The 25,714-nt window shown below is 35.5% G+C and carries 17 protein-coding genes; 12 read left to right on the plus strand and 5 right to left on the minus strand.

Annotated features, from left to right (window positions below; genetic code table 11):
* Positions 1 to 110: 110 nt before the first annotated feature.
* The gene (locus BUC17_RS01805) at positions 111 to 1,385 is read right to left on the minus strand and encodes a nucleotide sugar dehydrogenase (protein WP_073360903.1); all 1,275 of its coding nucleotides are present in this window, start codon (positions 1,383 to 1,385) and stop codon (positions 111 to 113) included.
* 38 nt (positions 1,386 to 1,423) lie between these two features.
* Entirely contained in the window at positions 1,424 to 2,782 is a 1,359-nt protein-coding gene (locus BUC17_RS01810) for an OmpA family protein (protein ID WP_073360906.1), read from the minus strand.
* Positions 2,783 to 3,034: 252 nt separating this feature from the next.
* On the opposite strand from BUC17_RS01810, the gene BUC17_RS01815 reads away from it, so the two are divergent.
* The 12 genes from BUC17_RS01815 (at position 3,035) to BUC17_RS01870 (ending at position 21,320) form a co-directional block, all read left to right on the plus strand.
* On the plus strand, positions 3,035 to 5,935 hold the full coding sequence (locus BUC17_RS01815; RefSeq protein WP_073360909.1) for a TonB-dependent receptor: 2,901 nt from the start codon (positions 3,035 to 3,037) through the stop codon (positions 5,933 to 5,935).
* Between the two features lie 172 nt (positions 5,936 to 6,107).
* Entirely contained in the window at positions 6,108 to 10,013 is a 3,906-nt protein-coding gene (locus tag BUC17_RS01820) for a T9SS type A sorting domain-containing protein (protein WP_073360913.1), read from the plus strand.
* A 107-nt stretch (positions 10,014 to 10,120) separates the two neighbouring features.
* Complete coding sequence (locus BUC17_RS01825) at positions 10,121 to 11,368, plus strand: glycosyltransferase (RefSeq protein ID WP_073360918.1); 1,248 nt, start codon at positions 10,121 to 10,123, stop codon at positions 11,366 to 11,368.
* On the plus strand, positions 11,365 to 12,822 hold the full coding sequence (locus BUC17_RS01830) for an MOP flippase family protein (RefSeq protein WP_073360921.1): 1,458 nt from the start codon (positions 11,365 to 11,367) through the stop codon (positions 12,820 to 12,822). The genes BUC17_RS01825 and BUC17_RS01830 overlap by 4 nt, the downstream gene beginning before the upstream one ends.
* Complete coding sequence (locus BUC17_RS01835) at positions 12,809 to 13,867, plus strand: glycosyltransferase (RefSeq protein ID WP_073360924.1); 1,059 nt, start codon at positions 12,809 to 12,811, stop codon at positions 13,865 to 13,867. The genes BUC17_RS01830 and BUC17_RS01835 overlap by 14 nt, the downstream gene beginning before the upstream one ends.
* Complete coding sequence (locus BUC17_RS01840; RefSeq protein ID WP_073360927.1) at positions 13,858 to 14,985, plus strand: glycosyltransferase; 1,128 nt, start codon at positions 13,858 to 13,860, stop codon at positions 14,983 to 14,985. Before BUC17_RS01835 ends, BUC17_RS01840 begins: the two co-directional genes overlap by 10 nt.
* Before the next feature lie 64 nt (positions 14,986 to 15,049).
* Complete coding sequence (locus BUC17_RS01845; RefSeq protein WP_073360930.1) at positions 15,050 to 15,739, plus strand: class I SAM-dependent methyltransferase; 690 nt, start codon at positions 15,050 to 15,052, stop codon at positions 15,737 to 15,739.
* A 3-nt stretch (positions 15,740 to 15,742) separates the two neighbouring features.
* Positions 15,743 to 16,843: an acyltransferase family protein gene (locus tag BUC17_RS01850; RefSeq protein WP_073360933.1), complete on the plus strand. Its 1,101-nt coding sequence runs from the start codon at positions 15,743 to 15,745 to the stop codon at positions 16,841 to 16,843.
* 5 nt (positions 16,844 to 16,848) lie between these two features.
* Positions 16,849 to 18,039, plus strand: a complete 1,191-nt coding sequence (locus BUC17_RS01855) for a glycosyltransferase family 4 protein (RefSeq protein WP_073360935.1) — start codon at positions 16,849 to 16,851, stop codon at positions 18,037 to 18,039.
* Positions 18,036 to 19,136 (plus strand): glycosyltransferase, encoded by a 1,101-nt coding sequence (locus BUC17_RS01860; protein WP_073360938.1) that lies wholly within the window; start codon positions 18,036 to 18,038, stop codon positions 19,134 to 19,136. Before BUC17_RS01855 ends, BUC17_RS01860 begins: the two co-directional genes overlap by 4 nt.
* Before the next feature lie 3 nt (positions 19,137 to 19,139).
* Positions 19,140 to 20,150, plus strand: a complete 1,011-nt coding sequence (locus tag BUC17_RS01865) for an acyltransferase family protein (protein ID WP_083544700.1) — start codon at positions 19,140 to 19,142, stop codon at positions 20,148 to 20,150.
* Positions 20,151 to 21,320 carry a hypothetical protein gene (locus BUC17_RS01870; RefSeq protein ID WP_073360944.1) on the plus strand — a complete coding sequence of 390 codons (1,170 nt, stop codon included), beginning with the start codon at positions 20,151 to 20,153 and terminating at the stop codon, positions 21,318 to 21,320.
* A gap of 74 nt (positions 21,321 to 21,394) precedes the next feature.
* Here BUC17_RS01870 and BUC17_RS01875 read toward each other — a convergent pair whose 3' ends face one another.
* The 3 genes from BUC17_RS01875 to BUC17_RS01885 all read right to left on the minus strand — a co-directional run bounded on the left by BUC17_RS01875 (position 21,395) and on the right by BUC17_RS01885 (position 25,649).
* Positions 21,395 to 23,761, minus strand: coding sequence for a polysaccharide biosynthesis tyrosine autokinase (locus tag BUC17_RS01875; RefSeq protein ID WP_073360948.1), 2,367 nt, complete (start codon positions 23,759 to 23,761; stop codon positions 21,395 to 21,397).
* 1 nt (position 23,762) lies between these two features.
* A complete protein-coding gene (locus BUC17_RS01880) occupies positions 23,763 to 24,503 on the minus strand; it encodes a polysaccharide biosynthesis/export family protein (protein ID WP_073360951.1) in 741 nt (246 codons plus the stop codon).
* Positions 24,504 to 24,671: 168 nt separating this feature from the next.
* On the minus strand, positions 24,672 to 25,649 hold the full coding sequence (locus BUC17_RS01885; RefSeq protein WP_073360954.1) for a LuxE/PaaK family acyltransferase: 978 nt from the start codon (positions 25,647 to 25,649) through the stop codon (positions 24,672 to 24,674).
* Positions 25,650 to 25,714 lie beyond the last annotated feature (65 nt).

Raw genomic sequence — 25,714 nt, forward strand, 5'->3', positions numbered from 1 at the left:
GAAAGGGCCTTTTTTTTGGTTTGAGCAAAAAAAGGCTTTCTTTAACATTTATACCTTTTTCATACATTATCTATGCTTTTGCATAGGCTTTGAATTGCTCTAAAAACGTTTTACAGTTTCCCATCTACGTCGCAGGTGAGATAACTTTTAACATCATAAATTACAGATTTCTTTTTCACGTAGAGAACAGGGTCAAAAGTATTGAATTCATCATGTTTTACCGCAAGAATAGCGACGTGATACTTCTGATTTTTAGGAATTTGCTTTAAGAGATTTATGTGGAGCGTCTTTTTAACTTCAATTTTATCAGCAATAGGGTCGTAAACATCTACAATAAATCCAAATTCAACTAAGGATTTATAGAGGTCAATCACTTTTGTATTTCGAATATCATTACAGTTTTCTTTGAATGTTATTCCTAAAAGTAAAACTCTTGCGTTTTTAACTTTTATCTTTTTTTCAAGAGCAATTTTTACCACTTCGTAAGCAATGTACGAACTCATGCTATCATTCATTCGTCGACCTGAAAGAATAATTTCGGGGTGGTATCCAAGCTCTTGCGCTTTGTGAGCTAAGTAATACGGATCAACGCCTATACAGTGTCCGCCAACCATTCCAGGTCTAAAATTGATAAAGTTCCATTTTGTAGACGCAGCATCAAGGACTTCGTTGGTATCAATGGCGAGGAGATTAAATATTTTTGCTAATTCGTTTACAAAAGCGATATTGATGTCTCTTTGCGCATTTTCAATGACTTTGGAAGCCTCAGCCACTTTAATGCTGGATACAGGAAAGGTTCCGGCTGAAATAATTGATTTGTATAAGTTGTCAATTTTCAGGGCTGTTTCGGGTGTTGAACCCGATGTTATTTTTACAATATTTTCGAGGGTATTTACTTTGTCACCGGGATTTATTCGTTCGGGGGAATATCCTGCGAAGAAGTCTTTATTGAAGCGAAGAGCACTGTTTTTTTCAATTACGGGCACACAAATTTCTTCGGTTGCACCGGGATAAACGGTAGATTCAAAAATAACGATAGCTCCTTTATCAATAACTTTACCCACGGTTTCACTTGCTTTTATTAATGGCGTAAAGTCGGGCTTATTAAATTTATCAACGGGAGTTGGAACGGTTACAATGTAAATGTCAGCCTTTCGAATATCATCAATTTTATTTGTAAAGAAGATTCCTAGTGATGCATTATTACTTTGTTTGGTAACACTTTTTAAATCGGATGCCTCAACTTCGTTTGTTTTGTCGTTGAACTGACCTAATTCGGAGATTCTTTTTTTATCAATGTCAAATCCAATAACATTATATTTTTTCGCCAAAAGAACACCCAATGGCAGGCCTACATAACCTAACCCAATAACTACAATTTTCATTTTATCGTTGCGATTGAAAGTCTTTTTAAATCTACAGACTAATTAATTTTAAAAATTACTCTTCGTACCAGTTTTCGGGCTTCAGCGGCATTAACATCGACGGTTTGATCCATGCCGCCAGAAATTGCGTTCATTCGATTGGATTCAATCCCCGATTTTTCTAGAATATCTTTTACATTTTTGGCCCGAGCCAAAGCAAGTCGTTTGTTGTATTCTTTGTCACCTTTGGCGTCTGCATATCCAACAATGGTAATATTTGCGGAAGGGTTTTGTTTCAAATAATTTAAGACAAAATAGATGCCATCATAGGATACAGCATTGGGTGTTGCGCTATCGATATCAAACAAAATTGAAATGTAGCCTTCATCAATCGATCGTTTGAAGAATTCTGCTGATTCGGTATCATTATTTTTTGTGATTGTTTTGGATTGTTCAACACTTCCATACTTTGTTTCTAAATAGCGTTCCAATTCATCGGGTACACCGTTTTTATTCACGTCAATCATCACTCCTCTTGTGTCTACGGCAACACCTGCAACCGAGTTATTTTCAATATCAAGATAATCAGGAACACCATCTTTATCTGCATCATTCATTTTAACTTCCAAATCTTCAACGCGTTTTTGCAAAGCATTGTTTTTGGCTTCTAAGTCCACAATTTCTTTGTTGTCGGACTTCCATTTTAATTGTTTTCCAAAAGAATATGAAAAACCGAGAGACACATTAATCATGTGTCCATATAAATTTTGATCGGGATTTGAATACACACCATCCCAGGTATAATGCTGTCTAAAGTTATGAATTGTAACCAAATCCAAATGAACAAAGCCTTGTTTGGTAATGCGATACATGGGCATGACTCCTAAGACAATTCCCCCATTGAGTTCGCGTCTCCCAGAAATAGGATTTTTGTCGGAAGTAACTTCTTGAAATGTAGATAAGACAATACCTGAGTGAAGCATTAACTTAAAGCGTGAATCTTCACTATTAAACTTTAAAAAGGAATTTAAGTCAACCATAGCTTCAATTCCTAAACGAAATTGAGCGGTTTCAAAGGGTTTGCTTTTATTTTCTTTTTCTCTAAAACGATCAAAAGCAAAAGTCCCTCGGATACCTATAGTTCTGTTTAAGGTATAGGTTGCACCTATTGTATATGAGTTTATATCAAGGACACCAAATTTCTTCTTATTATTCGTTGAAAAGTAATTTTCAGAATAAGGGGTTATTCCTTTACTCTCACCGATTGAAAATTCAAATCTCCATCGATAATTATTTAGTTTTGAAATAGTGGAGTCAATTTCTTTTCCATTTACACTGTCTAATATCGCTGCATTTTCTTGAGCGGATGCCCATTGAAAAAATAAGGATAAGAAGAAGAATTTGAAGGTAGTTTTCATGAAATTAAAAATGAATTTAGCGACAAATATAGTAGTTAAACTTTACGGATATAAACCAAACAAATTACATAATATATAAGAAACGTTTTGTTAACAAAAAAAGCTGCTTTTAGGGTTTTTTACCTGTTTTATTTTTTGTAAGTACAACAAAATCAATTAGATATGTTTATTTTAACACTTCAAAAAATGTTAATTTTCAGTTAACTTTTATTTTTTCTTATTGTTCTTATTTTGGGCAATTAAAATTTCAATATGAGAACAATTTTAGCTTTTTTGTTTGCCTCTATTTGTTCAATGGCCGTTGCTCAAAATGGCTCGCTCAAAGGAACCCTAATCGATGCAAAGAACGCAACGACTTTAGTTGGAGTTAATGTAATAATAAAAGGAGCCAATAAAAGTACCATTTCAGATGGTGAAGGAAAATTTGTCATTACTGGAATAGCGCCCGGAGTGTATGAAGTAGAATTTTCAATGATTGGTTATTTGCCCAAGCAAGTAAGTGAAGTAGTTATTACTGCCAATGAGGTGACAAATTTAGATGTTACTTTAGAGGAGCAAAAGAATACACTTGAAGAAGTAGTCATTACCAAAACAAGAGCCAAAGCAGAATCCGTAAAATCCCTTTTGACACAACAAAAGAATAATGCTAGTGTGTCGGATGGTATTTCGGCCGAAACGATAAAAAAGACTCCCGATAGAACCACATCAGATGTACTAAAACGAATTAGTGGTGCTAGTGTACAAGATAATAAGTTTGTAGTGATTCGCGGACTAAATGACCGTTATAACGTAGCTTTTTTGAATGGAGCACCTTTACCCAGTTCAGAATCGGATCGAAAAGCGTTTTCGTTTGATATTTTCCCTTCCAATTTGTTGGATAATTTAGTTATTACAAAAACTGCTACCCCCGATTTGCCTTCCGATTTTGCGGGAGGGGTAGTACAAATAAATACGAAGTCAGTTCCTGATCGTAATTTTCAAACACTTTCTATAGGGAGCGGTTTTAATACCATTACCACATTTCAAGAGCAACGAACTTACGAGGGGAGTGGTACAGATTGGTTAGGATACGACAATGGAGTAAGAGCATTTCCATCTACTTTGCCCAGTACGGAGGTATTTAATGTATTAAGTTTTCAAGAAAAAGCCGAATTAGCAAAGACTTTTGAGTATGATTGGGGTATACAATCGCAAAAATTTGCCCCAAATTATAATTTCCAGTACAGTATTGGTAGAAGCATCAAATTGGGGGAAAAAACTCTGGGAATGATTTTTTCTGTATCCAATACAAAAACAAATAATTTTAATGATGTTGAGCGTTTTGATTATGATAATCCTGATCCTACCTCAACGCTATTGGTATCGAGTTTTAAAGACAACAATTATACCCAACAAGTGCTTACAGCCGGTTTGGGTAACTTATCCTTTAAGTTCAACGAAAACCACACCGTGTTTTTTAAGAATATTTACAGTATCAATTCAACCGATTTAGTCGTTGAACGAAGAGGGCAACGCGATGTTAACGATACGCGTTTTCTTTTAGCCGATGTGCGTTGGTTTACTAGTAATAAGATATATTCAGGTCAATTGGGTGGGGATCATACGTTTCAAAATAAAAAAATCAAGTTAAGTTGGAATGCTTTTTTAAGTGATATTCAAAGAAGTATACCTAATTTAAGACGTAATATTTATTCTATCTCTGACCCGAACAGTACCGATCCCAATCAAAATAGTCCTCGTGCAGAAATTGCGTTCAATAATGGTGGCCCTGATTATGGGGGCGGTATGTTTTTTTCGGAAACCAGCGAAGATATCAAGGGAGGTAAATTGGATTTGAGTAAAAAATTTAATTTAGGCAAAGATTTAATCAATGAGGTCAAGATAGGCGGAATGTATCAAACGCGAGCAAGAGATTTTTTTGCGCGTCAAATGCAATACAATCAGCTGACTTCTGGGGGTACTTTTGATTCTAACTTATTGAGTTTACCCAATGAGCAAATTTTTAATGTGGCCAATATGGGGGTAATATCTCCAGGTGTAAATGGATTTACTATCGCTGATTTTACAAAGTTTACCGATGCTTATACGGCGGGTTCTGATTTAAAGGCGGCTTATGTTATGTTTGATAATCGCTATAAGTTCATACGATTTGTGTGGGGGGTTCGATTTGAAGAGTATACACAGCGAGTTAATGCTCGTCTAACAGAGCTTGATTTTTTAGCCTTAGAAGATGTTCAAGATAATCTATTACCGTCAGCCAATTTGATTTTATCGTTAAGTTCTAAACAAAATTTGCGTTTTAGTTATTCTAAAACGTTGAACAGACCAGAGTTTAGGGAGTTGGCGCCGTTTGGTTTTTACGATTTTACCAATCAATTTTTTACCCAAGGAAATCCTTTATTAAAGACGGGAGAAATCACCAATTTTGATATACGATATGAGTTTTATCCAGGGAAGAACCAACTGTTATCGGTTTCTTACTTTAGAAAAAACTTCACCAATCCCATTGAAATTCAGCAGCAGGTAAATAACAAAACGATTACTTATGTTAATGCTAATGCTGCCGTGAATAGTGGAATTGAGTTGGAGTTTAGAGCGATGTTGAGCAGTTTATTGAATTTTCCCGGTCTGCCCTTTTTGGAAGATATTACAGTATTCTCCAATTTAGCGGTCATTAATTCAGAGGTGGATATTTCAAACTTAAATACCGCCAATATTGCTACCAAACGACCTTTGCAAGGGCAATCCCCTTATGTGGTCAATGCGGGTATTCAATATTTAAATAATGATAACGGATGGTCGGTTTCTGCCAATTTAAACAGAACTGGTAATCGTATTGCATTTACTGAAAGTGAAATTCGCCCTGCTATCTGGGAAAAAGGCCGAACCTTTATTGATATGCAGATTTCAAAAACCATCAAAAAGAAGATGGAAATTAAACTCAATATTCAAAATCTATTGGCCCAAGATTTGATTTTTTACCAAAATAATTATAAGAACTCTGTTCGTTATGGAACACTTGAAACCTTAGCCAATCAAATTTTTACAGGGGATTACCATTATCAAGACGGATTTAATGCCAAAGAGGATGATGTGATTTGGAGGACTCGATTTGGGCAAAGCTTCTCATTGACGTTTACCTACAACTTTTAGATAAAATACCACTTACTATAGTTAAGACGGCACTCTGTTAAGAATGCCGTTTTTTTTAACATTTATTTTAAGTTACATTAACTAATTAATGACAATATCGTAATGCTAAATTTTCAAGGGCTAACCCCTTTAAAATTAGTTTTGTATATCAAATAAACCTAAAATATAAATTATGAAAAAAAATTATTTTTTGCCTTTACTGTTGCTTTTTGTAAGCTTCATTAATGCGCAAATTGACCAAACCTCGTATCGAGGTGCATTTGCTCCGGCTCCAACACCAATGTGGACCGATTCTTGGACAAATTTTGATCCAAAAAATGAACCGTATCCTGACGGAACAGTTGTTAATGTAACAACCGACATTACTACCAACACAACTTGGTTAACAGGAAGAACGTATTATCTTACGGGATTGATTTATGTGCGTAACAATGCTACGCTTACTATTCAACCCGGTGTAGTAGTTAAAGGTAACTTCACTAACTCAGGGACGGCCTTAATTGTGACGCGTGGAGCGAAACTTAATGCTATTGGTACTCCTTCTCAGCCGATTGTTTTCACCTCTGCAAAAACTGTAGCGCAAGGGAGACAGCCTGGTGATTGGGGTGGAATTGTGTTGTTAGGACGTGCAAAATTTAACATCAACAATGGTGTAAACAACATTGAGGGAATTACAGCTTCAGTAAATACTGAATACGGTGGAGGAACAACTCCAATTGACAATGATAACTCGGGTACATTAAAATATGTACGAATCGAATTTGGAGGATACGTGTTTTCACCAAATAACGAAATCAACGGATTAACCATGGGAGCCGTTGGTAGTGGAACAACTATTGACTATGTTCAAGTTTCTTATGCCAATGACGATGCTTTTGAATGGTTTGGTGGATCGGTTAATTGTAAGCATTTGGTTGCATACAGAAATTTGGACGACGATATGGATGCTGATAACGGTTTCAAAGGTGCTGTTCAGTATGTGTTGTGTGTTAAAGATCCTTCATTAGCGGATAACCCAGCAGTTTCTACCTCTGAAGGTTTTGAGGTGGATAACAATGCTGCGGGTACCACTGTTACTGCGCCCAATGATAATACTTCGGCAATTTTCACCAACGTGACTATGATCGGACCTGCTGTACGTGCTACTTTATCACCTGTTACAGCTTTAGCCTCAGGTCATGAGCGCGCGCTTCGTTTGAGAAGAGCTTGTCAAATCAAAATTTACAATTCCATTTTTATGGATTTCAAAAACAATTTTGTATTTATCGATGGTTCAGCTACGGTTGCTAACGCTAACTCTGGGTTGTTGAAATTCAAAAATAACATTATCGCGGGTACTCCTAACCCTTCTTTTGCTGCAGGGGTTAACCCAACTTCGTTAAACTCTTGGTTTACTTCAAATGCGAATACATTCTTATCTTCAAGTAATGGTTTACTAGCTTTACCTTATAGCACAACCAATACGTATTTAGGATTGGATTACCGTCCAATAGGGGTTGCTGCTTCGGGTGCAGATTTTACAGATAGTTCTTTAGCTCCATTCGTTACCATCGTTACGGGTTCTACTCCAGTTGTAAATAACGTGTCTTATTGTAGAGGAGCTGTTGCAACTCCATTAACAGCTACTTTAACTACTACAGGTGTTTCGTTACGTTGGTATACCTTGGCTACTGGTGGTACAGCTTCTACTACTGCTCCTACTCCTTTAACTTCTGTGGTGGGTACACGAACTTTTTATGTATCGCAAGTAGATACAAACGGTGTTGAAAGTGCACGAGTTCCTTTGGTGGTGACTACTTTGGCCTTACCGACAGAAGTTGTTGGCACTATTTCAGGAGTTGCACCTGCTGGAGCTACTTCAGCTACAGCCGTTGGCCCTTATGTTGCTACAACAGCTGAGTTTACTTATTCTATCCCTCCTTTTGTTGATTCTTCTTTATCTTATTTATGGACTGTTCCCAACGGTGTTAATATTGTTTCTGGTCAAGGAACAAATTCAATTGTTGTAAATTATAACAATGTTCCTCCAGGACCAGGTAATATTGGTTCTATTCAAGTTCAAGCTGTAAATTCAAATGGCTGTAGAACTTTAGCTAAATCACTTTTAATTTCAAAAGCTTTACCTGCTGCACCAACACTAATAAATTTCTATGATAGAGCAAGTTCAACCCCAACTACAGCATTAACCTCTTATGCTCGTTATATGGGTTCAAATACACCAATCACAATTGTTGCTAGTTCAGTTCCTGCTGCTACAGGTTACGAATGGGAATTGCCTGCTGGTGTTAACTTATCATTGCCTGCAGGAACTCCTGCGCCTGTGGTTACTACAGTTACTTACACTGCAGAACCCTTCTTTGCTCCTTCATCAACTCCAACACAATCAGGAAATAAATATTGGGTAGTTACATTCAATACTTATACTGTCGATGTGAATGGAGAAACTACTCAAATTGTGGTGTCAACCTGTCAACAACGTATTTTCGGTACTACGGCTTATGGTGGAATTACATCACAAAATTATCCAAGATATGGAACTAAAATTGTTTCCAACAAGCCTTCAATTTTAGTAAACTTTGCAGGTGTAACCAATCCAGCTACAACAGCCTTATATTTTGGTGTGAAATCCGTGAATGGTGTTGGAAGTTCTTCTACTTCAAATACGCGTAATGCTGACGTTATTGCTGGTAATGACATTCCTGGGTTATATTACACAACCTATGATGAAGTATATACTCCGATTGTTCCTCCAAGTACAAATGCTACTTCTGTATTTAGTGTAGCAAGTACCCTTGTAATTAAAAATTCTAAATTAAAGAAATTAGTTGCTGCTATTCCTGCGGCTCCTACAACGGTTAAATTATTCAATGATGCCGTGAGTACAACAACTGCTGTTACTGTGGTGAGTCGTTTTATTGGGACTACTACTCCTTTGCGTTTGGTTGCTGCTCTTTCACCAACTGCTTCATCATACGATTGGGAATTGCCTGCTGGTGTTAACCAAATCAGCGGTGGTAACACTAACGAAATTGTAATTAATTTTGCAGGTGTTGCTCCTGGCACAACTTCACTTTACCTAGGTGTAAAAGCGGTAAATGGTATCGGTTCTTCAATAACGAATAATGCAGCTTTAGTTCCAGCTACTTCTTCAACAGCTAAATTATTGCGTGTAACTGCTACTGTGCCTGCTGCAGTGACTGCTATTACAGGTCAAATTGCTGGTATCTGTGCTGATCAAACGTATTCGTATACTTTCCCTGCTTCTCCATTGGCAAATTCGTATGTAATTACAGGTCCTGCAGGTTCTGTAGTAACCTCTCCAAGTAACCTGTCAAATTCGAGCAATGTATTATCAACTAGTGACTTGTCATTCTCCGTATTAATGCCTTCTAATTTTGCATCAGTTACTCCAAAAACTATTGTTATCAGTTCCGTAAATGGTGTAGGTTCAAGTACCACTACGCGTTCAGTAACGTTGTCAACGGCTGTTGCTGCTATTGGAACTCCAACAAGTCCAACTGGCGTAACATCATTCAACCGTTGTGATACTAAGACAATCACTGTTCCTGCTGTTGTAGGAGCTACTTCATACACTTGGACTACTGTAGCTGGTGCTGAAATTTTAAGTGGTCAAGGAACTAACACAGCGGTTATCAGTTTTGCTAATGTGGCTAGCACAGTAACCTCAAACTTAGTCACTGTTGTAGCTACAAATGCATGTGGTGTATCAAGTGCAGCTCGTAGAATTACATTAACAAGTACAGCTTGTGCTCGTGAAACAGAGTTTGTTGAAGAAACTCCTGTTCAAGAAGTAGCTATCGTTCGTTCTGAAATTTATCCTAATCCAACTTCTGGAGTAATTACAATTGCTGTTGAAAATGAATTGAAAGGTTCGGTTGAATTAGCGATTTACTCCATGGATGGATATTTAGTTGCTGCTTCAAAAACTATCCAATTAGAAGAAGGACTTAACTCTATCACTGAAGACTTAAGTCGTTTAGAAAAAGGAATTTACATTGTGAAATTAATTTCTACTTCCAACAAAGAAGTGGTGGTTAAAAAAGTAATCAAGCAATAAGTTCCCTATAGGTTAAATTAAGTTTAGGTCACCTGAAAAGGTGACCTTTCTTATTTATAGAGAGTGTTTAATCAATAAAAGTCTTACTTTTATACAAAGAAATAGGGATGAGTAAAAAGATTTTAGCATTAGGATTAGGACAAAATAATTTTTTATCCTATCTCTACGCTGTCTTAAAATTAAAGTATCCTGATTATCAGGTTGTTGCCCCTTTAATCAAAGATTTGAATGACGAAAAGAAGGATGAATCTTGGATGTATGATAATCAACAGGTACGTGTAGAGCCACTTTTTATTCATTATTTGTTTGCAAGCGGGGCTATTCTTTTTAATCGCTACTTATATCTTTTTTTTCATTACATCTTATTGGTAGAGCGAAAACCTTTTAAAGCGATTCATTTTGGGTTCTCATTTTTTAAAGAGTGTGCTTTTTTGATAGCCAATAAAAATTTCAAAATGGTTGATGTTTTTCATTTTCATTTTATGCAATACAGCTACCTAAGGTCACTTTTTTTGTTGCCCAAAGGAGCAAAAGTCATCTGTTCTTTTTGGGGTTCTGATTTGTTACGAACTGCCGATTCTTTTAATCATTTTGTTGTTTATAAAGCCTTACGAAAAGCTTCTATTGTTACCTGTCAGACACCTGAAATGAAAGAGATTATTTTGGCCAAATTTGGGAGAGACTTGGAGCCTAAAATTAGAATTTGTTTGTTCCCTCTTGACCGTATAACGTATGAACATATTGACCACTTTAGAAATGATGTAGATGAAATAAAACGGTTTAAGGAAAATTTTGGCTTTCATTCGACAAAAAAAAATGTATTGATAGGACATAATGGAAACGCTGCCAATCAGCAAATAAAAACACTTCAATGCCTGGCAACATTTGAACAATATGAAGAATATCATTTTGTTATCAATTTGAATTACGGTTGTCCTCCGAATGAATTGGTGGCATTTAAGCAGGAATTAATTCAACATTTAGATCGCTTAAAGGCTAGTTACTTTATAAACGAAATTTATTATTCCAAAAAAGAATTAGCGCTATCGCGTTTAGCAACCGATATTTTTATTCATGTCCCCATCTCAGATGCGTTAAGCGGAAGTGTATTAGAAATGCTTTATGCAGAGACAACGGTAATTACAGGGTCATGGTTGAATTATAAAACATTTAAAAAAGCGGGCCTACAGTATTTTGAAGTAGAAACCCTTGATGATATCCCCATTCTTTTGAAGGATTTAGATCAGAATAGTTCAAAGACCCAAAACCAACAGGAAAATCGATTGCTAATCAATGACCATTTTAGTAACGATAAAATTATTGCTAATTGGCATGAAGCGTATCAAGCATTATGAGCCTAAAAAAGAAAGTTAAAAAAAGTTTATTTTGGACTTTTTCGGATCAAGTCGTCGTTCAATTTGCCAATTTATTTTTTGGTTTATTTATTGCGCGTTTATTAGGTCCTGAATCTTTTGGTATAATTGGTGTTGTGCTGATGTTTACCAATTTTGCCCAGTTATTTGTAGATATGGGTTTTGGAGCCGCAATTGTTCAAAATCAACAGCTTACATCACGACAGTATGCTTCTGTTTTTTGGTTAAATTGTGTTATAGCCAGTTTTATTTATTTACTATTGTATTTTTTGTCCGACTTTGTGGCTCTTTTTTTTAATCAACCTATACTTTCCTCAGTCATCAAGGTGAGTAGTCTTTCTATCATTCTTAATGCCACCTCCATAGTACAATTTAATGTATTGATTAAATCATTGAATTTTAAAAAGAAAGTAATTATCAATTGGGTATCTTTATTTTTTGGGTATGCTACTGCTATTGTAATGGCGTTGAATAATTATGGTGTGTGGGCTATTGTAGCCATGTATTTAGTAAACAGTATTGTGCAAATGTTTATGGTATGGGTAGGTTCAAAATGGTATCCAACCTTACATTTTGAAATGGCTGTTATTCGTTCTATTTGGCAATTTGGATTGCCTGCTTTTGGAGACAATGTGTTAAATTATTGGTCAAGAAATTTTGATAATTTTATTATTGGTAAATGTCTTGGCACATCGCAATTAGGAATTTATAGCCGCGCCTATTCTTTGATGTTGTTGCCTGTAAAGAATTTGTCATCGGTAGTTTCAAAAGTTTTTTTTCCCGCTTTTTCCCAACGACAAGAGGATGTAACATTGCTTGCCGATAATTATTTAAAGTTGATCAAATATATTGCTGTACTCACTTTTCCATTGCTTATAGGTTTGTCATTGGTATCCAATGAATTTGTCCTTTTGTTTTTAGGTGAACAATGGAAGGCGATGATTCCCGTATTATCGCTATTGTCCATTGTAGGTGCGCTACAGTCCATAGTCACTTTGAATGGTGTAATTTATTATTCTTTGGGGAAAACAAAAATTGCCTTTCGAATATCCCTACTCGTTAATGTTGTTCTCATAGTTAGTTTTTTTGTGGGTGTTCAGTTTGGAATCAAAGGCGTAGCTTGGAGTTATTTATTAGCCAATATTTTACTTTTTTATCCAGTTTACACTACCGCCATTGGTTTGTTAAATTTGAAAATTTCAAGGATATTCACCACCTTAAAGTCGGTTGTTGTAGCTACTCTTGCTATGGTTTTTGGGGTTTGTGTTTTGGGACTTTTCTTAGAAGTAAAGCTTTTTTATGCTTTCATTTTAAAAGTTAGTATTGGATTGTTAATTTACATGTGGGTGTTTTATCAATTAGAAACTCAGTTTGTTCAAATTATTCTGGGGCAAATTCGAAAGCAAATAAAAAGGGTTAGAAATGAAAATCATTAGATTGACAACACTTTTAGATTTTGGGGGGCAAGAACGCAAGTATTTGTCCTTTACGCTGCATAAGGAATGGTTACAGCACGACTATATTTTTGCTGCCATTGGCACGGGTGGTTATACTTCCAATGAGTTAATCCGTCGAGGATTTTCGGTGAAAGTTTTTGATTTAAATTTTCATTTAATTCATTTAAAGACCTTATGGGAGCTATATAAATGGATAAAGAAAGAAAAACCCGATGTAGTTCATACCGCTGCTGTTGAGGCTAACGTTTATGGAGTATTGGCAGCCAAGCTCGCAGGAGTTCCAATAATTATAGCCGAAGAAATAGGTATTCCCAAACATTCTCGAAAGACACAGTGGTTGATGCGCGTTATTTACCGGTTTACAAAAACAGTAATTTGTGTATCAAAAGCCGTTCACGAATATTTGGTACAAATACAAGAAATTCCTTATGCTAAAGGTACAGTACTGTATAATCCAGTTGATGAAAAACCACTGCTAAAATCTTCAAATGCTAGAAAAACATTGGTGTGTGTAGGTCGGTTGGAATCGGTAAAAAATCAAAAGCTTTTAATTGAAGTATTACCCCAGTTGAAAGACCCTACTATTCATTTAGTTTTAGTGGGTGAGGGTAGAGAACGTCATAATTTAGAGCAGTTAATCGCTTTGTTAAAAATTGAAAATCGTGTGACTATTACGGGCTTTGTCTCAAATCCTGAACACTATTTAGCCGAAGCTAGTTTATTTGTTCTTCCTTCTTTGTCGGAGGGCTTTGGTATTGCTGTACTTGAGGCCATGCAGCAAGGAGTTCCGTGTTTGTGTACACGGGTAGGAGGAATCCCCGAGTTTATTTTTGAAAATGAGAATGGATGGTTATTCGATCCAACGAATCCATCGGAGTTAATACAAAAGATCAACTCATTTTTCGATTTACCATTAGAAGAGCAAGAACGTATGGGTGAACGCGGGAGAACATCCGTTTTGAACCGTTTTTCAGTAGAGGAGTACGTGACGCAATTACAAAATCTTTACACCCAATGGCAATGATTCGAATCCTTCATATAGTTGAAACCATTGGTTCTGGTGGGGTTGAACGAAGACGTTTGTTGCTTTGTAAAAATTTGGACCCTCAAAAGTATTCACAGTTGGTGGTTTGCACACAGGCCTATGGTACATTTAAAGAGGAGTTTTTGAAATATGGTGTTGAAGTCATTGAAGTCGGCGTACTAAAGTCACCGTTGGATTTTAAAATTCACAAAAAAGTACAACGAATCATTAGGGAGTTTCAACCCGATATTATTCATGGAGCTGTTTTTGAAGGAGTAACGTTGGCAGCCATTAATGGATTTATGTGTAGGGTACCGTATCGAATTATTGAGGAGACTTCCGCGCCATCAAATCGCAGTAAAAAAGCCAATCTGTTAATGCAGTTATTTGCTTTTCTCTCGCATCGAATTGTAGCCGTATCACCAGCCACATATATGTATCTTACAAAGCAACTTCACTTGCCACAACGCAAGTGTGTGTTAATTAATAATGGTGTAGCGATGCCAACTTTTTTATCAAATGAGGAAAAGTTACGAGTAAGGCATCAGTTAAATCTGACATCAGAAGATTTTGTCATCGGAAGCGTGGGGCGAATGCACGATGATGCTGTCAAACGATTTTCTGATTGTATACGTGTCACTGCTCTTTTAAAAGCACAGGGTATTCCCGTAAAGTTATTGTTAGTGGGCGGTGGTCGAGAGAAAAAAGGGTATGAAGCTTTAGTGCACGATTTAAATTTAGTCCATGAGGTGATTTTTACCGATTATCAAAATGATGTGCAGCCTTATTATGAGATTATGGATTTATTTCTATTGCTGTCTTCGACGGAGTCATTTGGTTTGGTATTAGCGGAAGCCATGCTTCATAAATTGCCTGTAGTTGCCACCAATGTTGGTGGAATTCCTTACTTGGTAGATGATAATCACACGGGAATATTAATTAAACACTATTCCCTTGAAGCGATAGCTGAGCAAATTATTACCTTACAAAGCAATTTGCTTATAAGGAAAGAAATGGGTGAAAATGGGTTTCAAAAAGCGATGTCAAATTTTACCGAAACTGCTTATTGTCAGTCTGTTGAGTTATTGTATTTAAGCTTAATGGAAACTTTGAGTTAATAAATTATTATTATTTAAATACCGAGAATTTACCTATTAATTTCATTTTATTTTTGAGAAAAAAATGAATTTTCTCATCTATAAAGCACTAGGTAAATTTTTTAATTTCAGAAATGAAGAAATACCTTCTTTTCTGTTGCATGAATTGGTGCATCAAGGAGAAAATTATCTGCCTTTTACAACATCTAGCCTAAAATTTCGTGCACTGGCTTGTATTTGTAACGATTTAGTAGTTAATCAACGAAAAAAATACCTAGAGTTTGGCGCTGGATTGTCTACGGTAATCGTGGCTCGTTTAATTCAAAAGAACGGCCTAAAAGCACATATATATTCGGTTGAAGAAGATAAAGGTTGGATTGATTACATACAACACATTATCGATAAAGAGGGACTAACGCCTTATGTTACTCTTTTTCATCTTCCCACAAAACCATCTACATCACTTTCTCAAGCCTACACCTATGATTTTGAAACGCTTCGATCGCAACTTGATCCATCGCTACAATTTGATATTATCCTTGTTGATGGTCCAGCGGCATGGGAAAAGCACAAATTAAATAGTCGGTTAGGGAATGCACCCTTTATTGAAGCTTCGATTGCTTCTGAGGCTACCGTTTTTATTGATAATGCCAATCGCGCGGGAGAGAAAAAATTGGTTACAAGACTATCCCAAGATTTTCAGGTAAAACCAATTTACATCGACCCTACTTTTGCCGTCTTGGTCAAAGGAAAACAGTACAATTTTATTCTTTAATCCATGGATAAGGCAATTTATTTTTCTGGATTAAATGGAATACGAACTATTGCTGCTTTAGCGGTTGTATTTAGTCATATCAATAATCGACTGCATTATTATGGCGTCCCTAATTTACCCTTACTGGACATCGCCAATTTTGGGGTTACCATTTTTTTTACCTTAAGCGGATTTTTAATCACCTATTTATTATTAGAAGAAAAAGAGAAAACTGGCACCATTGCACTGAAAAAATTTTACTGGCGAAGAGTATTACGTATTTGGCCGCTTTACTTTTTTTATCTCATTGTGGTTATCCTTTTCAATGACCCCAGCACCTTACAATGGGCGATTCTTTTTTTTGTTTTTATGGTTCCAAACTTTAGAAACTCATTCAAAGAAACAATAAATACTGTTCCCGGAAGTCATCATTTGACCTATATGATTGGTCATTATTGGTCCTTGGGTGTCGAAGAACAGTTTTATCTCTTTTGGCCATTGCTAGTTAAAAAGCTTAAAAGTATTTTGATTTTTGCCTGCGTTTTTCCTCTTATTTTTATTGTTTTTAAACTCATTTTAAAAGTAGCACAAGCTCCCGAAGGATGGCTTACCTTTTTCCATTACACTCGATTTGGATGTCTAGTCATTGGAGCGTTGGGAGCTTATTGGGTAAAGTATCAATACCAATCAATACTCACATTTTTTACGAAGCCTATAGTCGACTTGTGTTGCTGGTTTTTTTTATTGATTTTATCGTTCAATCAATTTCATATCGCCTCGATTATAGATCATGAAATTGTTGCTCTCGTAACTCTTGGAATCATTTTTAATCAAGTGGTCAACCCACGTCCGTTGATAAATTTGGAACAGCCTTGGTTGGATTTTTTAGGTAAGATTTCCTTCGGCTTATATGTATATAATCCTTTGGTGATTTATCTCGTCGCTTTAGGACTTAAAGATTTTGATTTTGGGTCAATCTACCTTCGTTATGTATTGATTTATGGAACTACCATTGCAGTGCTAATTGTCGTGTCTTTTCTTTCGTATCAATTTCTTGAAAAAAGGTTTTTAAAACTCAAATCAAAATTTACAGTTGTTCCTAGTTTCTCTAGCAAATTACAATAATTAGAATGAAAAAAATATTATTTATAAGTTGGGATGGTGCGGAAACCAATTACATGGAAGGCTTGTTTTTGCCTATTTTTAATGCTATTCAAGCTAAAAGTGATTATCAATTTCACGTTATTCAATTTTCATGGAGCGATCCTTATAAAATAAGTAAGATTAAGGAAACAGCTTCAGCATATCAGATTTCCTACCAACATTTACCTGTTTATAAAAAACCAACCAACTTAATAGGAAGCATTTATTCATTGTTTAAGGGGCGAAAATTTGTCGAATCCTATATCATTAATAACGCTATAGATATAGTTATGCCAAGAAGTGTAATGCCTGCTTTTTTGGTTAATAAGCTACGAATTAGTGGATTTAAATTGGTTTTTGATGCGGATGGTTTGCCTTTAGAGGAACGAATTGATTTTGGGGGGTTAAAAATGAACAGCCGCCATTATCGTTTTTTAAAGAAACAAGAAGATAAAATTTTAAGCCATTCCGATTTGGTAATTACACGATCAAAAAAGTCAATCAATATACATGCGGAGACCATCGGCGGAAAATCGCTGGAGAAGTTTTCTAGAGTAATCAATGGTAGAGATGTTGATTTTTTTAAACCCAATAAAGAGGCCAGAAAAAAGATACGCGAAGAGTTGGGTGTTTCCGCAAAAGATAAATTGTTTGTTTATTGTGGATCGCTTGGACCCCAATATTGCGTGGAGGAAATGATCGAAATTTTTCGCCAATATTATGATAAAACAAAGTCAGGTTATTTTTTGGTATTAACTCCTAACGTTAATTTTATGCAAGAACGGATTCCTCAGGAATTAAAAAAAGTAATTCTTGTAAAGCGAATTAACTACCAAGATGTACCCGCCTTTCTTTCGGCTGCAGATATTGCTTTTTCCTTACGTATTCCACGGTATAGCATGCGAGGAGTGTTTCCAATAAAGTTAGCAGAGTATTTGTTAATGGGATTGCCTACCATCACTTCCAAAGGCATTGGCGATACCGAAGACTTGCTGAAAGACGCCCCAGGCTGTTTTATATTCAATCATTTTTCACGGAAGTCGATGATTTTAGTGGCAGATTTTGTAGAGAAATCGGAAACATTTGATAAAAAGAAGATTAGAGATTTTGCAGAGAAAAATTTTTCAATTGAAAAAAGTGCAAAACAGTATATAAAAACCTTAGATAAACTGGTATGAACATCATTTATTTGACTAAATATTCCCGTTTGGGAGCGAGTAGTAGATTGCGAAGTTATCAGTTTGAAGATTTGTTTACGGATTGCAATATCGAGGCAAGCTATGCCCCTTTTTTTGATGATGCCTATTTAAATTCGCTTTATTTTAAAAAACGAGTTGGCTTTCCTAAATTGTTGTTTTATTACCTACGACGTTTTTTGTTGTTATTCAAACTCTTTCAGTACGATAAAGTAGTTGTTGAAAAAGAGTTGTTTCCCTATTTTCCTCCGGTTTTTGAAAGGCTAATCCGGTTTTTGGGTATAAATTATGTTGTCGATTATGACGATGCCATTTTTCATAATTACGATTTACATCCCAACAAATTAGTGCGATTTTTGCTTAAAAATAAAATAGCAACGGTGATGCGAAATAGTAGTTTGGTTATGGTAGGAAATGACTATCTCAAACAATATGCACTGCAAAGTGGTGCCAAAAACGTGATCACATTGCCAACAGTAATAGATCTGGATCGCTATACAAAGCCGAATTTAAAGGATGAACAGTCTAAAGTTGTAATCGGTTGGATGGGAAGTCCCACAACCTTCAAGTATTTCAAATCGCTGGAAAATATCATTATCAAGCTCAATCAGAAATATACGCATCTTGAGTGGCATGTTGTTGGTGCCCAATGGGATGATATGCCTAGTAATTTGAAGTCTATTTATTGCTATGATTGGTCTGAAGAGCTGGAAGTAGCACAATTGAATCAAATGGATATTGGCGTGATGCCATTATTTGAAACGCCATGGGAAAAAGGAAAATGTGCTTATAAATTGATTCAATATATGGGCGCAGGTTTGCCTGTAATTGCTTCCCCTGTAGGTAAAAATAACGAAGTGGTGTATGAAGGCGTTAATGGATTTTTGGCCGAAACGGAAACGGATTGGTTAAACTACTTGGAAGTTTTAATTCTCAACCAAAAGCTAAGAAAGGAACTTGGGACAAAAGGAAGAGGTCTCGTTGAACAAAAATATTCCAAGGAAATAAACTTCAGGACACTTTTTGAAATTGTTACCTTACACAAAAATGTTCCCATACATTGTGTTAAATTTCAATAAGTCATGGCCAGTGATAAACTTCATGTTTTACAAAGCTTTAGGGGAATAGCTGCTTCAATGGTTGTGGTTCACCATGCTTTAAATACCCTGTTGTATTATCATCCAATTCGTTCTAGTTTTTTACTTTTTTTATGTCATTTGGGGAAATATGGCGTTGACTTTTTCTTCGTTTTATCAGGATTTATTTTAACCTATGCCTTTGCCCAAAAAAAGCAAAATCCAGTGCCATGGCATCGTTTTCTCTTGGCTCGATTTATTCGTGTATATGTTCCTTTTTTACCCATTAGTATAGCACTTTACTTCTTCTACACCTATTATCCCCACTTCTCCAACGGTTCCAGGGATCTGAGTTTGTGGACCTCTTTAACTTTATCTCCTTCCGGAAAGCCAGCATTATCAGTGGCATGGACCTTAAGTCATGAAATACTTTTTTACCTTTTGTTTAGTGTTATGTACATTGGCGAAAAGTATTGGAAAATTCTATGTACTCTATGGATCATCGGAATAGGGATGGTGTATGTGGTATTTCATCACAGTACCAAAAACACGTTCTTTGGTTTTGTTTTTTCGCCCTATAATGTTGAATTTCTGGTTGGTTATGGTACCGCCAAATTTTATCTTCAAGGGAAATCAATTGCCAAAGAAATTTATTTGGCACTACTCGTATTGATTTTTTCTTTGATTGTTTTTTTGCTATGGAATCAATGGTATCCGGTTCGGTTTTTTACCAATTTTCTGGTTGCAATAATGAGTGCACTGTTAATTTTAAAGTTTATAAATAGTACGTGGACTCCGCCTCGGATATTGCTGTTTTCGGGTATGATTTCTTATTCTATTTATTTGATTCATAACCCTGTGCAGATATTTATTGTCCGTTTATTACCTGAGATTCATTCCTTGATTTTGGTTTTTATAGTGTTGTTGCTAATTCTATTCGTCGTACATTTGATGGCTTGGATTTACTATCAAATTTTTGAGAATAGCGTCACAAACCAGATTAAAAAGCGGGTGTAAATGGATATACTTTTTTTAGTACTACTTGCAGTAGCGAGTTATATTTATCTCTATAAAGTACAAAAAAGTTTGAGTAAGACTAATTTTACCAACTTAGTCTACCTCTATTTCTATCATTTACTTTTTGGTCTGTATTACTATTTTTTTGTTTTTGGCGACTCCATCGGTTTTTGGAATCAATCCTCAATCTTAAGTTTTGAAACCTTTCTGTATTGTCTCACCGAACAAAAAGGAACTTTATTCATATATGCCTTAAATTACATTCCCGCCAATGTCTTGGGCTTAAGTTACTTTACGGGAACCATGATATACACCTTTATTGGATTTTTAGGCGTTAGTTATTTCTATAGATTGAGTATTCTATTGATACCCGAAAACCCCAAAATCAATACGTTTTCTTTATTTCCGTTTCTTTTTTTCTTACCCAATCTTCATTTCTGGAGTTGTGCTGTAGGCAAGGATACATTGTTGTTTTTTGCTATTGGAATTGCATCTTTAGCTTTAACAGATTTGAAAAAAAAGTGGATTTTTTTCCTTTTTGCTTTGTTTCTTTCCTATTTAGTTCGGCCTCATATTACGTTATTCATACTCGTGGCTTTGGCGATGAGTATATTATTTGGTCAAAGTACGGCTTTGTATAAAAAAGTTTTTCTTTCTGGGATTATGGTGGGACTTTTACTCTATATACTTCCCAATGTAATGGAATTTGCACGTTTGGAAGAAGCTACTCTTGACAGTTTCAATAGTTTTGCAGAAACAAAGGCATCAAAGTTAGGTAGTGTAAACAATTCTACCGCCATTGATATAAGTAGTTACCCTTTTGTATTTAAGGTGTTTACGTTTTTATTTCGGCCATTGCCTTTTGATATCAATAGTATACCCACACTTTTAGCCGCCCTTGAAAATCTTCTATTAGTTTTCTTATTTGTCATTGGTTTTAAATTTGCCTATTTCAAAAGCATTAAATCGGCTCCTTTTGTGATTCGATTTATGGTATACTTTTTAATCATTGGCACGGTAGCATTTTCACAAACACTTGGTAATTTGGGGATCATGTTGCGAATGCGGAATATGTTTTTACCCGCAATACTCTTTATTTTTTATTGGCACTTTTATTATAGTACAATTCCTTACAGAAGTTTAAACAAGGGTAGTCACAAAAATATCTAAGGAAAAATTTGTATGATCAGCGCTTAGAGCTATAATAAAAATACAAAAAGGTTAAATAGGAAATGTTTTCTGTATTATTTTCTCCTAAACCAACGCGCTACACGGTATTTCAATGTTAATTTACGGGAGTAGTTTTTTTCATAACCATATCCATAGCCGTAATTATACCCATAACTGTAATTACTTCCATAAATTCTATTTTGGCCCACGTTATTGATGATAAGACCAAAACTAATTTTAGGATTAATTTTTTGAAAATCAAGGATGTGTTTAAACAATTTCTTTTCGGTAAAATTAGCCCGAGTGACAAAAAGTATTGCATCTGCTAAACCTGAAATGACGGTTGTATCCGTCACCAAAAGGGTAGGAGCTGTATCTATGACAATGTAGTCATACGTTTCCTTTAGAATATTTAATAAGGCACTAAAACGATCATTGGCCAGTAGTTCTGCCGGATTAGGGGGTATTGTTCCCGAAAAAATAACATCAAACTCGTGTTTGGATAGCATTTCTTTACCATGTACAAGAATATCCTCAAGGGTAAGTTTTTCATCAAAAATAAAATTTGAAATTCCTTTCAATCCTTTTCTTTCATAGTTTAACATACTATGCAGTTGTGGATTTCTGAGGTCAGCTCCTAATAACACTACTTTTTTGTTAGTAGACGATAATGTTATTGCAAGGTTCATCGAAACAAAGGTTTTCCCTTCTCCTTTGATAGATGACGTAACAAATACAACTTGGTTACGCTTCTTTTGTGAGGAAAGTAAAAAGGATAGATTCGTTCGAAGAATACGAAACGATTCAGAAAGTATGGAACGGTCAAGTAAGCGAATTAATTTATTTTCATTCGTATCAACAAAAGGTATTTCGGCTATAACGGGCAATTTAAGATGTTGTTCCAAATCAGATTTGGTTTGAATTTTATCATTGGAAACAAAGTAGATATAAATGATTAGCAGCGGGATTAATAAGCCAATTACAAAGGCAATCCCATAAATTAATGCCCGATCAGGATATATGGGGCTACCGGTAAAGTTAGGGTATTCAATGAGTTTAATGGTAGGGTTAGTTATCGCAAGATTAACGGCAGCTTCTTCTCTTTTTTGGAGTAATAAAATATACAACGTTTCTTTAATATTTTGTTGTCTTTCAATGGAACGCAGAGATTTTTCATTGTCAGGAATACGGTTATAATTTTTGGCACTCAAGCCTTGTATTTTTGACAATTCTTTCTTCTGGTAGGCTAATGTATTTTTATAACTAATGATGGTCGATCTAAGATTCCCTTTGACTGCATTTACTTGTTGCGTAAGTGAAGCTACAATGGGGTTCGTTTTTCCACCACCGTCACTAATATACTTGTTGCGATTCAGAATGACTTCATTAAGTTTATTGCTCAAACCATTTATTTCATCATTGGTAATGCCAATATTGACAGGTACTAAGTCCAACTCTTTACTCGTATTAATGGTGTTTAGCATAATGTCGGCTAATACGAGTTGAGTATCGATTCTTTCAATATTATTTTCTGAGTCGTAACTTTTTTGCATAATTACCCCAGCATCGGCTTCAATAAAAGATATTTTTTGAGACTTTTTGTAAGCAGCTTTTTGTTTTTCAATAGAGTCGAGTTCGGTAAAAAGATATTGGAAACGATCATCCACAAATTCAATTGTTTTTTCAAAAACGAGTTGCCGATCTTTAACCCCATCGTTGTCAAAAATTGTAATGAGTGCCCCCAATACGGCATTTATTTTTCCTGTATTTCCTCCTTTTAAAACAAGCTTAAGAATGTTACTTTGTGTTCCTTGTTTTGTGATGGTTAAATTATTGGATAATTCTTGCAACAGGGTGTTTTTAGGTTTTAACCGTATTTGATATTCGCCCAATTTTTGTTTTTTACGTTCATTTTTTGGCAAAACAACAAAGGGAATTTCTTGTGTTAAATTCGTTTTGTTGTAAGGATAAAGCGTGGGCTTATCATCAAGTAAGTAACCATTCTCTTTGAGTGTAATGGTAAAAAGAGCACTTTTATTGTAGAGTTCTTGCGTAGGAATTCCCCATATAATCTTAAAAGGAGCGGTATCCCATAATTCTATCGATTTTATCTTTCCTTTCGTATAAACTTCCGTATGCAATTCAAGGCTGTCGATAACGCGATTTAGAATACGTGTTGATTTAATTAGTTCAATTTCATTTTCTAAATCTTTATCATTATCACCAAAAATATTGAAGGAATTGGTGGGTAACTTAAACGTATTATTTGTTTGATCTAGAATTTGAATTTTTGCTTGAGTTGCATAGATATCACTTACATAGCGAAGGTATAGATAAGCAATTAAAACTGAAACAACACTAGAAAGGACTATCCATTTCCAAAAGATTAGATATTTGAATGCTTCCTCTTTGAACTTAAACTGAATTTCGTTTCCTTCCATTTTACTTCGTTAATAGGATGATGGCAAGAATTGTTGAAATACTTACAGAAGTTATCGTCAATAAATTTCCTAAACTCTTCACGTAACCTCCTGATTTTACTTTGGCATCATTCGGTAATACATAAATTACATCATTCGGTTTTAAATAATAATAGGGACTTGAAAACCAATCTTTTGAGGTTAAATCAATTTTAGTATAATTCAAAACGTTGCCTTCTTCACGTATTAAATATATATTATTTCGCACACCATTTATCGTTAAATCACCCGCATATCCCAAGGCTTGAAGTAAGGAAATATTTTCCTCCTGATAATTGTATGTTCCCGGTTTGTTGACTTCGCCTAAAACAGTAAATTTTGAATTGATAACCCTAACATTAACAACAGGATTAGACAAATGTCCTCCAGATATCAGTAAATTAGCTATGATTTGTTCCAATTCCATACAACTTATACCGTTGGCATTTATTTTTCCTAATACAGGAAGTGTAATAAAACCTTCACTGCTCACTAAATAACCATTGCTGCTTTGGGTGACTTCCATGTTGTAGGCTTTAACAATTTCAGCTGAAGATGAGGTAATCACAATACTTAAGATGTCATTTTTTGTGATAGTAGATTTTATGAGCTGCGTTTTATCAGTAGTCTCTGTATTTAAATTATTGAAATAAATAATATCTTTTTTTGAGGTGCAAGCAGAGTTGATAATGAGAAATAGTAAAAAGAAAATAGTGTTTTTCATAAATTGTAATTTACAACTCCAGAAATTAGAGATTCAATTAATGTATAATTTACAATACAAATTCGCATTAATTTGTTTGCTACAAAACTACATAAATAAGGAGTTAATTTGTTCTATACGTTTGAAACAGAAGTAATTTAACAATTAGATAATATAGAGGAAGCAATGTTAAATTACCATTAAATTACACCCCCGAATATCCGAATGGTCAAAACGGCCTAATACTTCAAACGCATTGTTAGAATGTTTTTTGCCCAAATCTTGGGTGGCTAAGAAGGAACAAGCATTGTAATTGGCCAAGTCGATGACATTGATGCCGCCATTTTTTCCATCGGCAACATACCGTAAGGGGTCTTCAGGGTCTCGCATAAGTACATGCATCCAAGGGGGACATTCAAAGATGCCTTCCCCAAACGAATAGGCCTGTGATAAAAGTTCGGTCATCCCATATTCAGAATGGATCGTCGGCACTCCAAAACCAGCGCATAATAATTGGTGAAGTTCTTCACGAATCATTTCCTTTCGGCGCCCTTTCATGCCGCCAGTTTCCATAATGATGGTGTTTTTGAGTTGGAATGTTTCTTTTTCAATAAGGTCAAGCAAGGCGTAGGTCACACCAATTAATAGCGTATTTTGTCCTGAGGCATCCAACGCTTTAAGTTTTTGAGTGAGTTCGTCGTAATTATGCAAATAGAAGCCACTTTGTTCGTTTTGCGATCCTTCAATCAAATCGGCCACCATATAAATAAGTGATGATCCTTCGCGTTCTAAATAGGAGGGAAGTAGGGCAAGTATTGCATAGTCTTCTATATTTCCGTAAAAAGTGGCAAAGGCCGATCGAAAACTTTGTATATACAATTGGAGGTCGGTTACTACATGTTTACTGGTTTGCATTCCAGTCGTACCGCTGCTTGTAAAGGTTATTTCGGGGGGTTGGGAATTGGAAACGATGGTGCGACTTTTGAAAAACTGAATCGGTAAAAATGGGATGGCTTCCAACGATTTGACGGCTGTTTTATCGACGCCTAATAAGTCACAAAATTCACGGTATACGATTGTATTTTCGTATTGGTGCCGAAAAACTTTCAGCGCCATTTTTTCAAATTGCTTAGCGTTGGCAATACTAAAAATATCGTACGGATCCATGGGACAAAAGTAGCGAAATAAAAAAGCCCCGACAACTGCCGGGGCTTGGTTTATGGTGTGTCGAA

The organism is Flavobacterium fontis, assembly GCF_900129405.1.
Taxonomy (GTDB): domain Bacteria; phylum Bacteroidota; class Bacteroidia; order Flavobacteriales; family Flavobacteriaceae; genus Flavobacterium; species Flavobacterium fontis.

What these genes read in the sequence shown, in the direction of transcription:
- BUC17_RS01820 (WP_073360913.1), top strand. Translation starts at nt 6,108, where the DNA reads ATGAAAAAAAATTATTTTTTGCCTTTACTGTTGCTTTTTGTAAGCTTC.
- BUC17_RS01865 (WP_083544700.1), top strand. Translation starts at nt 19,140, where the DNA reads ATGGCCAGTGATAAACTTCATGTTTTACAAAGCTTTAGGGGAATAGCT.
- BUC17_RS01830 (WP_073360921.1), top strand. Translation starts at nt 11,365, where the DNA reads ATGAGCCTAAAAAAGAAAGTTAAAAAAAGTTTATTTTGGACTTTTTCG.
- BUC17_RS01815 (WP_073360909.1), top strand. Translation starts at nt 3,035, where the DNA reads ATGAGAACAATTTTAGCTTTTTTGTTTGCCTCTATTTGTTCAATGGCC.
- BUC17_RS01885 (WP_073360954.1), bottom strand. Translation starts at nt 25,649, where the DNA reads ATGGATCCGTACGATATTTTTAGTATTGCCAACGCTAAGCAATTTGAA.
- BUC17_RS01880 (WP_073360951.1), bottom strand. Translation starts at nt 24,503, where the DNA reads ATGAAAAACACTATTTTCTTTTTACTATTTCTCATTATCAACTCTGCT.
- BUC17_RS01875 (WP_073360948.1), bottom strand. Translation starts at nt 23,761, where the DNA reads ATGGAAGGAAACGAAATTCAGTTTAAGTTCAAAGAGGAAGCATTCAAA.
- BUC17_RS01845 (WP_073360930.1), top strand. Translation starts at nt 15,050, where the DNA reads ATGAATTTTCTCATCTATAAAGCACTAGGTAAATTTTTTAATTTCAGA.
- BUC17_RS01850 (WP_073360933.1), top strand. Translation starts at nt 15,743, where the DNA reads ATGGATAAGGCAATTTATTTTTCTGGATTAAATGGAATACGAACTATT.
- BUC17_RS01810 (WP_073360906.1), bottom strand. Translation starts at nt 2,782, where the DNA reads ATGAAAACTACCTTCAAATTCTTCTTCTTATCCTTATTTTTTCAATGG.
- BUC17_RS01835 (WP_073360924.1), top strand. Translation starts at nt 12,809, where the DNA reads ATGAAAATCATTAGATTGACAACACTTTTAGATTTTGGGGGGCAAGAA.
- BUC17_RS01855 (WP_073360935.1), top strand. Translation starts at nt 16,849, where the DNA reads ATGAAAAAAATATTATTTATAAGTTGGGATGGTGCGGAAACCAATTAC.
- BUC17_RS01805 (WP_073360903.1), bottom strand. Translation starts at nt 1,385, where the DNA reads ATGAAAATTGTAGTTATTGGGTTAGGTTATGTAGGCCTGCCATTGGGT.
- BUC17_RS01825 (WP_073360918.1), top strand. Translation starts at nt 10,121, where the DNA reads ATGAGTAAAAAGATTTTAGCATTAGGATTAGGACAAAATAATTTTTTA.
- BUC17_RS01840 (WP_073360927.1), top strand. Translation starts at nt 13,858, where the DNA reads ATGGCAATGATTCGAATCCTTCATATAGTTGAAACCATTGGTTCTGGT.
- BUC17_RS01860 (WP_073360938.1), top strand. Translation starts at nt 18,036, where the DNA reads ATGAACATCATTTATTTGACTAAATATTCCCGTTTGGGAGCGAGTAGT.
- BUC17_RS01870 (WP_073360944.1), top strand. Translation starts at nt 20,151, where the DNA reads ATGGATATACTTTTTTTAGTACTACTTGCAGTAGCGAGTTATATTTAT.